General features: G+C 59.3%; 10 protein-coding genes. 4 read left to right on the forward strand and 6 right to left on the reverse strand.

Annotated elements, in window-relative coordinates; all coding sequences use genetic code 11:
• Positions 1-46: 46 nt before the first annotated feature.
• Positions 47-2,674: a GAF domain-containing protein gene (locus CENROD_RS12305; RefSeq protein WP_051360274.1), complete on the forward strand. Its 2,628-nt coding sequence runs from the start codon at positions 47-49 to the stop codon at positions 2,672-2,674.
• On the forward strand, positions 2,644-3,453 hold the full coding sequence (rlmB, locus tag CENROD_RS01920; protein ID WP_238551804.1) for a 23S rRNA (guanosine(2251)-2'-O)-methyltransferase RlmB: 810 nt from the start codon (positions 2,644-2,646) through the stop codon (positions 3,451-3,453). The genes CENROD_RS12305 and rlmB overlap by 31 nt, the downstream gene beginning before the upstream one ends.
• A gap of 44 nt (positions 3,454-3,497) precedes the next feature.
• On the opposite strand, the gene CENROD_RS01925 is transcribed toward rlmB, so the two are convergent.
• The 6 genes from CENROD_RS01925 to CENROD_RS01950 all read right to left on the reverse strand — a co-directional run bounded on the left by CENROD_RS01925 (position 3,498) and on the right by CENROD_RS01950 (position 10,675).
• Positions 3,498-4,163, reverse strand: coding sequence for a VTT domain-containing protein (locus tag CENROD_RS01925; protein ID WP_022771381.1), 666 nt, complete (start codon positions 4,161-4,163; stop codon positions 3,498-3,500).
• 35 nt (positions 4,164-4,198) lie between these two features.
• Positions 4,199-5,860, reverse strand: coding sequence for an ATP-binding protein (locus tag CENROD_RS14460; protein WP_022771382.1), 1,662 nt, complete (start codon positions 5,858-5,860; stop codon positions 4,199-4,201).
• Entirely contained in the window at positions 5,857-7,137 is a 1,281-nt protein-coding gene (locus CENROD_RS01935) for an HD-GYP domain-containing protein (RefSeq protein ID WP_022771383.1), read from the reverse strand. The genes CENROD_RS14460 and CENROD_RS01935 overlap by 4 nt, the downstream gene beginning before the upstream one ends.
• Positions 7,138-7,149: 12 nt before the next feature.
• Positions 7,150-7,986, reverse strand: a complete 837-nt coding sequence (locus CENROD_RS01940) for an undecaprenyl-diphosphate phosphatase (RefSeq protein ID WP_022771384.1) — start codon at positions 7,984-7,986, stop codon at positions 7,150-7,152.
• A 215-nt stretch (positions 7,987-8,201) separates the two neighbouring features.
• Positions 8,202-10,262, reverse strand: a complete 2,061-nt coding sequence (locus tag CENROD_RS01945; protein WP_022771385.1) for a sodium-translocating pyrophosphatase — start codon at positions 10,260-10,262, stop codon at positions 8,202-8,204.
• Positions 10,263-10,417: 155 nt separating this feature from the next.
• Positions 10,418-10,675 (reverse strand): type B 50S ribosomal protein L31, encoded by a 258-nt coding sequence (locus CENROD_RS01950; protein ID WP_022771386.1) that lies wholly within the window; start codon positions 10,673-10,675, stop codon positions 10,418-10,420.
• A gap of 252 nt (positions 10,676-10,927) precedes the next feature.
• On the opposite strand from CENROD_RS01950, the gene serB reads away from it, so the two are divergent.
• Both serB and katG read left to right on the forward strand, forming a co-directional pair.
• Positions 10,928-11,674, forward strand: a complete 747-nt coding sequence (gene serB, locus CENROD_RS01955; protein ID WP_022771387.1) for a phosphoserine phosphatase SerB — start codon at positions 10,928-10,930, stop codon at positions 11,672-11,674.
• 193 nt (positions 11,675-11,867) lie between these two features.
• Positions 11,868-14,033, forward strand: a complete 2,166-nt coding sequence (gene katG, locus CENROD_RS01960) for a catalase/peroxidase HPI (protein WP_022771388.1) — start codon at positions 11,868-11,870, stop codon at positions 14,031-14,033.
• Positions 14,034-14,141: the final 108 nt, after the last annotated feature.

Raw genomic sequence — 14,141 nt, forward strand, 5'->3', positions numbered from 1 at the left:
CAGCACCGCAAAGAACAAGCGCCCGGTTCCCAGCACGGATCAGCGCTTGTTGCAGCTCTATGCTGCGATGGTCGAGTGCGGGCAAACCATCATTCGCAGCCGCAGCCGGGGTGTGCTGTTCGGTGACGTGTGCAGGCATCTCGTCGATGCTGGTGGTATGCGCGCTGCGTGGGTGGGCATCTGGAATCCGTTGGAGCACCGGATTTGGCCTACGGCGCGCTATGGGAAGGGATTGGGGTATTTGCAAGCGCTCAGTCTGGGGGGGAAGGTGGGGGTACACCTTGGTGGCAGCCTTGCCGAGCAGGCCATTGCCCGCAACGAGCTGGTGTGGTCTGACGACGTGACCACAGACCCCGGTATGGAGTCGCTGCGCGAGCTGGCGAGTCCGCTGCAGTGGCGGTCTGCGCTGGTGGTGCCGTTGCAGCTTGGGGGGGCAGCATGGGGGGTGCTCAATGTCTATGCCGAGCAAGGCAAGGCTTTTGACGCAGGGGTACGCAGCCTTTTCGAGCAGCTTTCGGCCAATATCAGCCATGCCCTGGACATTTTTGAAAACGATGCGCAGCGTCGCGAGGCCGAATTTGCCCTGCAGGAAAGCGAAGTGCGCTACAACGCGCTGTTTGCCAGCAGTTGCATGCCGCTCATCGTTCTGGACCCCAAAAGCGGCCGTATCGTGGATGCCAACATCCGCGCCCTTGATTTTTATGGCTGGAACCACGCGGGGTTCACCTCGATGTGCGTTGCGCAAATCTACGTCTGCGATCCTGAAACTGCGATGCGCGAACTCCATGAGGCTGCGGAATGCACCTTCGTCAGTCTGGAACATCGGCACCGTTTACACAGTGGCGAAGTGCGCGATGTGGAAATTTTTTCTAGCCCAATTCACATCGACGGAGGCAAGTTTCTGATTTGGGCCGTGCATGACGTCAGTGAGCGCAAGCGCCTCCATGCCAAGATGCGCAGCGCGCAAGCCCTGACCCAGCGATTCATCGATCACCTTCCCGGCGCTGCCTTCGTCAAGGACAAGGACTTGCGGCTGATAGTGGTAAACCGGCACCTCGGCACTATGCTTGGCGCGGAACCCCATACCCTGGTCGGCAAAACGGCCTACGACTTGTTTCCCCCGGAGTTTGCCCATAACGCGACCCATTTCGATCAGGAGGTGCTGGCCGACGGCAAAAGCCGCACCATGGACGAATTCTTTGAAGGGCGCCATGCCGAAACCACCTTGTTTGTGATGGAGGACGATACCGGAGAACGGTTTTTGGGTGGGCTTAGCATTGATGTCACGGATCCCGGCCGGATCCGCGAACGCACTCGCGGCTTGCTTCAACTCAATGAGTTTGCAAGCAAGATGGACGAACCCGCCTTTCTGTTGCAGGGGCTGGAATCTGCACAATCGTTGACATCAAGCCAGATTGGCTTTCTGCATTTCGTCAGCGCGGACCAGCAACACTACGAAATGGCCGTGTGGACGGCATCGACGCGGAATTTCTGTAGTGCCGACTACCCCACTCATGGTTCTCTGCATACTGCGGGGGTATGGGCGGACTGCTTGCGTCAGGCATGCCCTGTCATTTACAACGACTATTCCACCGTGCCCCATAAGCACGGCTTGCCAGAGGGGCATCCTGCACTGAATCGGTTCATCACGGTGCCAATCATGGAAGATGGGCTTGCTCGCATTTTGATTGGCGTGGGGAACAAAAGGAATGCGTATGACCAGATCGATACCGATACCCTGCTGCTCGTGGGCAACGGCATGTGGCGAATCATCGGACGGATGCGTGCAGAGCGTGCCTTGCAGCAGCGCCTGCAGGAGATGAGTGCGTTGTATCGGGATCTGGCCGAAGCGCAGTCCCAATTGCTGCAGTCGGAAAAGCTCGCGTCTATCGGGCAACTCGCAGCCGGGGTGGCGCACGAAATCAACAATCCCATTGGGTTCATCAAATCGAATCTGGGTTCTTTGGCGGATTACGTCGCCAAGCTGCTCGATATCGCCAAGGCGTATGCGCATACCGAAGATGAGCTGGAAGCCCAGGGTATTCATAGTCCCGCCTTCGAGGAACTGCGCCGCCGCAAGGCGGAGGCCGACTTCGATTTCCTGCTGACCGATTTGCCCGAACTGATTGAGGAATCGCGCGAGGGGGTTGAGCGTGTCGGAAAGATCGTGATGGATCTCAAGAACTTTGCCCGTGTGGGGGACTCGGACTTCGGCTGGGCGGACATCCACGCAGGGCTGGAAAGCACGATCAACGTCGTGTGGAACGAGCTGAAATACAAGGCCGACGTGGTACGCGAATATGGCGAACTACCCTTGGTGTTTTGCGTGGCATCCCAAATCAATCAAGTCTTCATGAACCTGCTGATCAATGCTGCGCAGGCTATGACGACACGCGGCACCATCACCGTGCGCACCGGCGCAGTAGGTGACGAGGTGTGGATCGAGGTGCAGGACACGGGCTGTGGTATCGACCTCGCCAAACAGGCGCGCATCTTCGACCCCTTTTTCACAACCAAGCCCGTGGGGCAGGGAACGGGCTTGGGTTTGTCGATTGCGATGAACATCGCCAAGCAACATCAGGGCAGCCTGACTGTGCAATCGCAGCCAGGAGAGGGGACTGTGTTTCGCATGACCCTGCCAGTGTGTCCTGTCACCGGGAATCCGCCGCAGTGAAGGTCAAGCCTTCTCCAGCCCCATCGACGCTGCTCTACGGTTTTCACGCCGTGGGCGTGCGGCTCAAGGTTGCGCCGCGCAGCATCGTCGAGTTGTACGTCGATGCCGACCGGCGCGATGCGCGCATGCGTCAACTTTGCAGCCGTGCCGATGCATTGGGCGTTCCCCTGCAGGTAGTCGATGCAGCGCGGTTGGCAGGGTTGTGTGGGGGCACGTCACACCAAGGGGTCGTTGCAAGGGTAGTGCCGTTGGGCCGGGAGCATTCGCTGGAGGACTGGCTCGATCGACGGGACAGTTCCCCTACGTCCGGCGTAGCGCCGGATCCTCTGTTGTTGCTGGTCCTGGATGGGGTGACCGACCCGCACAACGTGGGTGCGTGCCTGCGCGTGGCGGATGGCGCCGGGGCACATGCAGTCATCGCCCCCAAGGATCACGCTTGTGGGCTGACCCCCGTCGTGGCCAAGGTGTCCAGTGGCGCAAGCGAATCCGTTCCCTACTTTCTGGTCACGAACCTCGCATGCACCCTACGCGACTTGCAGGATCGGGACGTGACCCTTGTCGGGCTGGGCAGCACCGCCGCACGGGTACTCTACGCTGCCGATTTGACCCGCCCTGTTGCGCTCGTGCTAGGGGCCGAAGGCAAAGGTTTGCGGCGCCTGACGCAGGAATGTTGCGATGAGCTGGTGTCAATCCCTATGCTCGGTGCGGTGGAAAGCCTCAATGTCTCCGTCGCCAGCGGTGTGTGTTTGTACGAGGCACGGCGTCAGCGTACATCGTGAGGATGCCCGGATGGTGAGGGGATGGGCTGCGATTCCATCCACACTCAGCAAGTATCCGTTGCTATGGGCTTGCTAGTATTGCGAGGCTTGCGCAAGGCGCCGATCAGGACAAACACCCCGGGCGCGAGCAGTAGCGTCCAGATGATTTTGTCGAGGTGCTCGCGTACCCAGGGGATGTTGCCGAAAAAGTATCCGACGGTAATGATGCTGCCCACCCACAGCCCTCCGCCAGTCACGTCATAGAAAGTGAAGCGTTTGCGATCCATCTGGGCAACGCCAGCGACAAAGGGGGCGAAGGTGCGCAAAAAAGGCAGAAAGCGCGCCGCTACGATGGTGATGGGGCCATATTGCTCGTAAAACGCATGCGCACGGTCAAAAGCGCTTTTGCGGAACCACCGCGAGTTTCCCCACCCGAACACCTTGGGGCCGAGGTAGCGCCCAATGGCGTAGTTCGATTGGTTGCCGGCGACTGCGGCCAGCCATAGCAGTCCGACGGCGTACCCGTAGTCCATCAGCCCCAGCCCACATAGCGCTCCGACGACGAAAAGCAGCGAATCCCCCGGCAGGAAGGGCATGACAACGACGCCCGTTTCCACGAAGATCACTGCGAAGAGCAGGGCATATACCCATGTTCCATGCGCTTGCACCCAGTTGTGCAGATGGACATCCACATGCAAGATGAAGTCCATCAAGGCGAGCAGTACATCCACAAAGTGCTCCGATAAGAATGGCGCAAGTTTGCGCTTTAACTTGGTGGCGTTCTGGGCAGGTACACCGTGAACGTCGTTCCCTCGCCTGGCGTGCTTTGCACCTCGATATGCCCTTGGTGTTTTTTGACGATGCCGTAAGACAAGGACAGCCCTAGTCCCGTACCTTTGCCCACCGGTTTGGTCGTGAAGAAGGGGTCGAAGATGCGTGGCAAGTGTTCCGGGAGGATGCCTTTGCCGGTATCTTGCACTGCAATCCAAATCTGCTGGTCATCAAACCCTGTGCGAATGGTGATTTTTCCCTTGCCATCAATGGCGTGCGAAGCATTGACCAGCAGATTCATGAATACCTGGTTGAGCTGGAAAGGGTAGCAAGTGATCTTGGGGATCCCGGCGAATTCCTTGGCGACCTCGGCCTTGTATTTCAGCTCGTTCCAGACGACGCGCAGTGTGCTGTCGATGCCTGCTTCGATGTCCGAGAGCTGCTGTTCGGACTCATCGACGTGCGAAAAATTCTTGAGATCCTGCACGATGCGCGTGACCCGCTTGAGGCCGTCGAGCGACTCCGTCAGCAGCGCGGTGATGTCGTCGCACATGAACTCGAAGTCGATTTCCTGCTTGACTGCGCGGATCTGTTGCGCACAGTGTGGAGGCAATTGCTCTTCAATTTGTTCGTAGGCGGAAAGCAGGCGCAACAGGTTGGCGACGTAGTGTTCCAGCGAACCCAGGTTGGAATTGACAAAACCCACGGGGTTGTTGATTTCGTGGGCAACGCCAGCAGCAAGCTGCCCGATCGACGCCATGCGCTCGGACTGCAAAAGTTGGTTTTGCGCGGCCTCCAGCTCTTTGACGAGCACGGCCAGGCGCTCTTTTTCCTGTCGCAGGGATTCGTTGAGCCGGTGGAGGTCGGCAGTACGCGCCATGACCCGCTCTTCCAGCCTATTGCGCGATTCGAGCAGCGCTTGCGCATCCAGGGTGCGCTGGGTGATGTCCTGCACGCTGAACACGCGCCCAATGATCTGTTCTTCGAGGAACTGCGGATGCGATGTCAGCTCGAAAACGCGGCCATCCTTGTGGTGCAATGTGTCGGTGGTGTCGGTATGGTCGACGATGGCATGTAGCCGGGCACGCAGCGTTTCGCTGTCCTCGACGGACGTAGCGATGAATTCCAGCACGCCAGCGTCGTCCTGCACTTGCAGCAAGGTGTCCGGCAGCTTCCACAAATTGCTGAACTGGCGGTTCATGCCGTTGATCTTGCCGTGCCAGTCGAGCACGAGGATCCCGTTCCCCGTCGATTCCAGCGTGGCGCGCAGTTGCGAAAGCGTTTGTGCCAGCGTGTCCTGCATCTGCTGCACGCTTTGCTCGCGTGTGACGCCCATCATCAGTAGTAGGGTCTTGCCCTCATGCTGAAGCAGGTGGACTGTTTTGGCCACCGTGAGCAGTTCCCCATCCGCAGTGCGGTACTGCCCTTCCTGGTTGTGGATTTCCGGGTAGTTTCCCGCACGCACATCGTCCCAGAAAAACACATCTTGCAAAGAGCATTCGATGTCGGTGATCGGCATGCTCAGCAAGTGCTCGGTGGAATACCCCAGCGCCTGCACCACGGCATGATTGACCATCACGATCCCGCTGGTGTCAGGGTCGACGACGAGTAGCAGCTCTGGACAGTGATCCAGTACCAGTTGGGACAGGCCGTTCATTTTTTGCCGGGAGTGGGGCGGGCAGGGTTGGCGTCGAAGTAGTAGCTCACGCGCTTGCGTGGGCTTAGGTACACATACACCTCGCGGGGTACCTGGCTGGGGCGGATGGCCTTGCTGATGTTCAGCTCCGGCTGGCTATCCATGTCCAGAATGATGGCTTCTTCCTTGGGGACATCAGCGTCGTAGACGACGACGATCGGTTTCATGGGGTGCGCGGTATTGACGGTGGAGACCATCCCGATCAGCCCGTTGGAAAGTTGAACGATCGTCCCGGGCGGGTAAACCCCCAGGCAGCGGATGAAGGCGCTGAGCAGCTTGGGGTCGTATTTGCTTCGCATCTTGGCGAACATGAGCGACAAGGCTTCATGCGGGGTGAGGGCATCAATGATGAGGGGCGGGTTGCACAGCTCGTCGTAGGCGTTGGCGATGACGACGATGCGCGCAAGCAGGCTGATGCCGTCGCCTTTGAGCTTGTTGGGGTAGCCGGTTCCGTCGAACAGCTCATGGTGCTCGCCGACGATGTGAAGCGAGGCTGGGGCGAGCTGCATCTTCTTGGCGATTTCCACTCCGTACGTGGGATGCAGCTCGAAGAAATTGCGCTCGGCCGGGGTGAGTGGCTCGGTCTTCAGCAAGATTTTGTCGGGCACCTCCTTGCGGCCAATGTCGTGTAGCAAAGCGCCTACGCCCAAGGCCCCGACGATTTCTGGGGGAAATTTCAAATCGCGCGCCATCATCAGCGAGAGCATGGTGACGTTGAGCGAGTGGAAATACAACTCCTCCCCACCGAGCTTGTCGCCCATGACTTGGATGGCGAGTTCCGGGGAACTGAGGATCGAGTCTGCGATCTGGTGTACGAGCTGGGTGGCTTGCTTGAGTGTCTCTGCCGGTTTGCAGTAGAGGTTTTTTTCGATGTCACGCACCGTGTGCGCTGTGTTGACAAAGGCTTTTTCAATACGTTCCGCTGCTTCCCTGCGCAGGCGCATTTGTTCCATCATCGCCCGCTTGGCGAGCATGGCGGGGGACGGTTCGAGAGGCTGGATGGGCAGCGAAGGCGGTGGCGGGGAACTGCCAGGTTCGTGCAGATGGATGTTGGGGTCACTGAGATCCGCGCTGTAGCGCAGTGCCTTCAACCCCAGGCTGCGCAGGGTCTGAATCTGCTCGTCGTTCTTGATCTTGAAGTGGCTGAACGGAAAAGGGTGATCGAACCATTTCATATCCAGGTGGATATACAAACCCACCTGGAGTTGATCCATCGTGACGAACTGTTCCTCTGCCATAGCGTCAGGGCATCAGGGCGTCGTCCAGTCCACCACGCCTGTCCACGCAGTCAGGATGACCACAACCCCGAAAGCGATGCGGTACCACGCAAACCCGACGAAGCTGTGCGAGGACACGTAGCGCAACAGCCAGCGAATGCAAAGCCATGCGCTCAGAAACGATACGCCCATGCCTACAAGGAAAAGCGGAAAGTCGGCCACGGACAGCAATGCACGCTCCTTGTACAAGCTATAGACCCCGGCGCCGATAAGGGTAGGGATAGCCAGAAAGAAAGAAAACTCGGTTGCCGCCTTGCGCGACAGGCCCAGGAGCATGCCGCCGATGATCGTCGCTCCACTGCGGCTGGTTCCCGGAATCAGCGCCAGACATTGCACCAGCCCCACCTTGAGCGCATCGCGCCAGTGCATATCGTCGATATCATGCACATCGACCAGGGCAGGGTGCCTATCGTGGAGGCGTTCCGCCCACAAGATGACGAATCCACCGAGGATGAATGTCGTGGCCACGACTGCGGGGGTAAACAGATATGTTTGGATCGTCTTGCCCAGCAGCAGCCCGAATACGACGGCTGGGGCAAACGCTACAAGCACATTCCCTACGAAACGACGGGCGTGGCGGTCTCGGTAGAAGGTTGTAGTGACGTGAGAAATTTTGGGCCAATAGACCATCACCACGGCAGCGATGGCTCCAGTCTGGATTGCGATATCGAAGACTTTGGCCTTGGCATCGTCAAAACCCAGTAGGGCCCCGACGAGGATCAAATGCCCTGTCGAGGAGATGGGTAGGAACTCTGTCAGTCCTTCGACGACGCCGAGCACCACGGCTTGGAACAAGACTACGAGATCCACGGCATCACTCCCAATGTATTGAACATTATCCCCATTCGATCGGAAACAGCCATAGTGCTTTTTCCGGTAGATGTGCCCCTGCCATCGCGACAGCCGCCGCTCCTAGAAGGGATTGATGCGTTGCGCACTGGGGTAGGTGCGAAGGCAGTCGCGATAGCAATGAAAACGCCCCCGAAGGGGCGTCGTCAAGAGCGCTGGAACCGGACTCCCGGCACTCAATGAAATTTCATCATGATCGGCACTACAAGCAGCGCCACGATATTGATGATCTTGATGAGCGGATTGATGGCAGGGCCGGCCGTGTCCTTGTAGGGGTCACCCACGGTATCGCCGGTCACGGCGGCCTTGTGGGTTTCCGAGCCTTTTCCACCAAGGTTGCCGTCTTCGATGTACTTCTTGGCGTTGTCCCAGGCCCCACCCCCCGTACACATCGAGATGGCGACGAATAGCCCGGTCACGATGGTTCCCATCAATACACCACCCAGCGCGGCAGGCCCGAGGACCAACCCAATCACAATGGGGACGGCAACGGGTAGCAGCGAGGGGATGATCATTTCCTTGATCGCTGCTGAAGTCAGGATATCGACGGCTGTGCCGTAATCGGGCTTGCCCTTGCCGGTCATGATGCCCTGGATTTCCTTGAACTGACGACGCACTTCGACGACGACTGCACCGGCTGCGCGGCCCACGGCTTCCATTGCCATGGCGCCGAAGAGGTAGGGAATCATCCCGCCGATGAACAGACCGATGATGACCATGTGATTGCTGAGGTCAAAAGTGATCGTCGACCCTGTCGTGCTGAGCTTGTGGGTGTAGTCGGCAAAGAGCACCAGCGCGGCCAGCCCGGCGGAACCAATCGCATAGCCTTTGGTCACAGCCTTGGTCGTGTTGCCGACGGCGTCGAGGGGGTCTGTGATGTCCCGCACGTCCTTGGGCATGTGGGACATTTCCGCAATGCCCCCAGCGTTGTCGGTGATGGGGCCATAGGCATCCAGCGCAACGATGATCCCGGCCATGCTCAGCATCGATGTCGCTGCGATGGCAATGCCGTACAGCCCAGCCAACGCATACGCCGTGTAAATAGCCGCGCAGACGAAGAGCACAGGCCACGCCGTCGAGCGCATCGATACCCCCAGCCCGGCAATGATGTTGGTTCCATGGCCTGTAGTGGAAGCCTGCGCAATGTGGCGAACGGGCGGGTACTGCGTTCCGGTGTAGTACTCGGTGATCCACACCAACAGCGCAGTCAGCACCAAGCCGACGATGCAGGCACCAAAAAGGTTCGTGCTGGCGACGATGACTCCGCTAGAGAGCGTGAGCGTGTCTGGCAACATCCATTGCGTGACGCCGAAGAAGGCAACGAGGGACAGCAACCCTGCAACGATCAGCCCTTTGTACAAGGCAGGCATGACATTGGTCATCCCTGGTGTTGCCTTGACGAAAAATGACCCGATGACCGATGCAATGACGGAGACTGCGGCCAACGCCAGGGGATACACCACTGCGGCAGTTCCCGCGCCAGGCAACATCAGCGCACCAAGCACCATCGTGGCAATGATCGTGACGGCATAGGTCTCGAACAAGTCGGCAGCCATGCCTGCGCAGTCGCCCACGTTGTCTCCGACGTTGTCGGCAATGACGGCGGGGTTCCGGGGGTCGTCTTCTGGAATGCCGGCTTCGACTTTGCCGACGAGGTCAGCGCCTACATCGGCTCCCTTGGTGAATATCCCCCCGCCAAGCCGGGCAAAGATCGAAATCAGCGAAGAACCGAAGGCCAGGCCAATGAGCGGATCCAGCAAATGGGGATCGACAGTCGTGGCTGCCCCCAACAGGAACCAGGAAAACCCCGTAATACCGAGCAACCCTGTGCCAACGACGAGCATGCCCGTGATGGCACCGCCACGGAAGGCGACATCCAGCGCTGGACCGATGCCCCGGGTGGCGGCTTGCGCAGTACGCACATTGGCGCGGACGGAGACGTTCATCCCGATAAACCCGCAAGCGCCCGACAGTACGGCCCCCAGCACGAATCCCACGGCGGTGGAGTAATCAAGGAAGACTGCGATCAGCACCGCCAATACCATCCCGACGATAGCGATCGTCTTGTATTGGCGGGCAAGGTACGCAGCGGCACCAGTCTGGATGGCACTGGCAATGTCTTGCATACGCTGATTGCCAGCATCTTGGGAGAGGATCCAGTTGCGTGCCCAGAATCCATACGCCACGGCGACCAGGCCACAGGCCAGCGCCAGAATGAGAGCCGAATTGGCAGTCATAGATCAATTCCTACAGTCGGGAGGTAAACAGGGAGGGTGCCCGCAAAGCACAGCAGTGGTGCTTCGCCCGAATCCGGGATGGGCTGCGGGGGGGAGCGTGGTGGAACCACGAGTCAACCCCGCGAGGGGAGGAGAAAAAAGAAGAGAAGAACGGGTTATTTGGCAGCAGAACGCGCAAAACGGTTGCGGAACTTTTCCACCCGGCCACCCATGCTATCGACGGACTTTTGCGTCCCCGTATAAAAGGGGTGCGACTCGCTTGATGTATCCAGCTTGAAGAGCGGTAGGCGGCGCCCGTCTTCCATCGCGATAGTTTCCCGCGTATTGGCGCAAGAACGGGTCACGAATTGGAATCCGTTGGACAGATCTACGAAACAGACCTCTCTGTATTCCGGGTGAATTCCTTCTTTCATTGTTTCTCCATGTCGTCTGGGTGATGAGAAAAGTGGCGATGGCAGGGAAGCAGTGACAGATCGTCGCCCATATTGGAGGGGCTATAGCGTCAAGCTTCCTGCATCCGAAAAGCCCTCGATTATAGGTTGGGGGCCTCAAGGCCAATTTTGGGTTTTTGTGAAACGGATGCGCAGGAATCCCGGTCAGGTACATTCTTGCGGCACCCCTAGCCTGCGAATGCGCTGCAGGTTCCATGGCTTGATCCTGCCAACATGAATCACGAAGTCCCCTTTCCCCTCCATGAGATCGACATTCCACCTGCAACTGCTGGCCTGCGCATTGTGGGTGTGCATCTCCCCTTGCGTTGGGCCGACTATGGGCTGATCGCCTTCGATATGGATTCCACGCTCGTCGCCATCGAATGCGTGGACGAACTGGCCGACATCGCGGGTTGCAAGGCGGAGGTGGCAGCGATTACCGAAGCAGCGATGCAAGGCAAGCTGACAGACTACAAGGAAAGTCTGCGCCGCAGGGTCGCGCTGCTCCGGGGAGTGAAGCTATCCCAGGTAGACGCCGTGGTGCGGGAGCGGATGCGGCTGAACCCGGGGGTGGAAGCAGTGGTTGCAGCATGCAAAAAAGCCGGGTTGCGGTTGTTGCTCGTCTCCGGCGGATTCACGCTGTTCACCGACCACATCCGTGATCGATTGGGGTTCGATTTCGTCCGATCCAACGTGCTCGAAGTGGAAGGGGATGCACTGACGGGCCGCCTTGTCGAGCAACCTTGGGGTGATATTTGCGATGGCGCGGAAAAACGCCGTATGTTGGAGCAAACGTGCGCACAACTGGGCATCTCTCCCCGTGCAGCCATTGCCGTGGGGGACGGTGCCAATGATTTGCCGATGATGCACGCAGCAGGGCTTTCCGTGGCCTACCACGCCAAGCCTGCGGTGCGCGCCCAGGCTATGGTGTCGATTGAAGAGGGGGGGATGGATCGCTTGCTCGAATTGTTCGGGCGGTAAAGGTCGAGCCTCTATTGGTGGAGCCTCGATTCCTCCACACCTCGCTATCCTGCTCTTCTGCTACGCTGAGGGCGCGAAAGGTCGTCTGCGTGGGGGCTTGTGCAAGTACCGGTGGGTGCTGCCTGAGACTGTTGCCGCGCTGATCCTCGCGCATCGCATTCCACGAAGCCCACGCCACTTGAAGGAGATCGACATGGATGGAAAGACCCCGAAGACTGCCGGAACTTGCCCAGTGATGCACGGCGGCAATACAGCCACCGGCACATCGAATATGGATTGGTGGCCGCATGCGTTGAATCTGGACATCCTGCACCAGCACGACACCAAAACCCATCCACTCGGGCAAGGCTTTTGCTATCGGGAGGAGGTCCAAAAGCTCGACGTCGCCGCGCTCAAGCAGGATTTGCGTGCGTTGATGACCGATAGCCAGGACTGGTGGCCCGCTGACTGGGGGCACTACGGTGGATTGATGATTCGCATGGCATGGCACGCTGCGGGTTCCTACCGCGTGGCCGACGGTCGTGGCGGTGCCGGGACGGGCAACCAACGTTTCGCGCCCCTGAATTCCTGGCCCGACAACGTCAACCTGGACAAGGCGCGTCGGCTGCTCTGGCCGATCAAGAAAAAGTACGGCAACAGGCTGAGCTGGGCTGATCTGATCGTTCTGGCCGGGAACGTCGCGTACGAGTCAATGGGGCTGCAAACTTATGGGTTCGCCTTTGGCCGGGAAGACATTTGGCACCCCGAAAAAGACACCTACTGGGGTTCGGAAAAGGAGTGGCTGGGAACCAGCCGCTACGACGGAGAAAACCGCCAGACGCTCGAAAACCCGCTCGCAGCCGTCCAGATGGGGCTGATCTACGTCAACCCCGAAGGCGTGAATGGTCAGCCCGACCCGTTGCGCACCGCGCATGACGTGCGCGTGACCTTTGCGCGCATGGCGATGAACGATGAAGAAACTGTTGCCCTCACAGCCGGGGGACACACAGTGGGTAAGTGCCACGGTAATGGCGACCCCAAGCTGCTGGGGCCTGACCCCGAAGCTGCCGACGTCGAAGACCAGGGCTTGGGCTGGCTCAACAAAACCAGCCGGGGCCTGGGCCGCAATACGGTGACGAGCGGCCTTGAAGGCGCCTGGACGACCCATCCCACCCAGTGGGACAACGGCTATTTCCACCTGCTGCTGCACTACGACTGGGAACTGAAAAAAAGCCCCGCCGGTGCTTGGCAGTGGGAGCCTATCCATATCAAGGAAGAAGACAAGCCGGTCGATGTGGAAGACCCGTCGATCCGCTACAACCCCATCATGACCGACGCCGACATGGCGATGAAGATGGATCCTGCGTACCGAGCGATTTCAGAACGCTTTGACAAGGATCCCGCGTATTTTTCGGCAACGTTTGCGCGTGCGTGGTTCAAGCTGACCCACCGCGACATGGGCCCGAAGGCGCGGTACATCGGCCCCGAAGTGCCCCAGGAAGACCTGATCTGGCAAGACCCCGTTCCCGCAGGCCGCAAAGACTACGACATCGGCGCAGTCCAGGCCAAGATCGTCGCCAGCGGACTTTCCATCGCAGACATGGTCAGCACCGCGTGGGATAGCGCACGCACCTTCCGTGGTTCCGACATGCGCGGGGGAGCGAACGGTGCGCGTATTCGCCTGGCCCCGCAAAAGGACTGGGAAGGCAACGAGCCAGCGCGGCTGGCGAGGGTTCTCCGCGTGCTGGAAGGCATCGCCACCGCAACAGGTGCGAGCGTGGCCGATGTCATCGTGCTGGCGGGCAATGTCGGCATCGAACAAGCTGCCAAGGCTGCGGGCTTTGACATTACCGTTCCCTTTGCCCCTGGGCGTGGCGATGCCACCGATGCGATGACCGACGCAGCGTCTTTCGATGTGCTCGAACCCCTGCACGACGGGTACCGCAACTGGCTGAAAAAAGACTATGTCGTCAAGCCGGAGGAGCTACTGCTTGATCGCACGCAGCTCATGGGGCTGACCGCCCCGGAAATGACTGCGCTGGTGGGCGGAATGCGCGTGCTGGGAACCAACCATGGCGGAACCCGGCACGGGGTGTTCACCGACCGTGTGGGTGCCTTGACCACGGACTTTTTCGTCCACTTGACAGACATGGCCTACGAGTGGAAGCCGACGGGCGCCAACCTCTATGAAGTGCGGGAGCGCAAGACGGGAACGCTGCGGTGGACGGCAACCCGCGTCGATCTGGTATTCGGCTCCAACTCGATCCTCCGCGCCTATGCGGAGGTCTACGCCCAGGACGACAACCGGGAGAAGTTCGTCAAAGACTTCGTGGCAGCCTGGACGAAGGTGATGAACGCCGATCGCTTCGATCTGGTGTAGGAGCTTGTGGCTGCTGGGGTGCCGTTTTTGCGGACACTATCACTACTGATTCGGACTCGCGCAATCTTGCCCTCTGCAATGAGGGCAATCGCGACTTCTGTTGGAACC

Source organism: Candidatus Symbiobacter mobilis CR, from assembly GCF_000477435.1.
Taxonomy (GTDB): Bacteria; Pseudomonadota; Gammaproteobacteria; order Burkholderiales; family Burkholderiaceae_C; genus Rhodoferax; species Rhodoferax mobilis.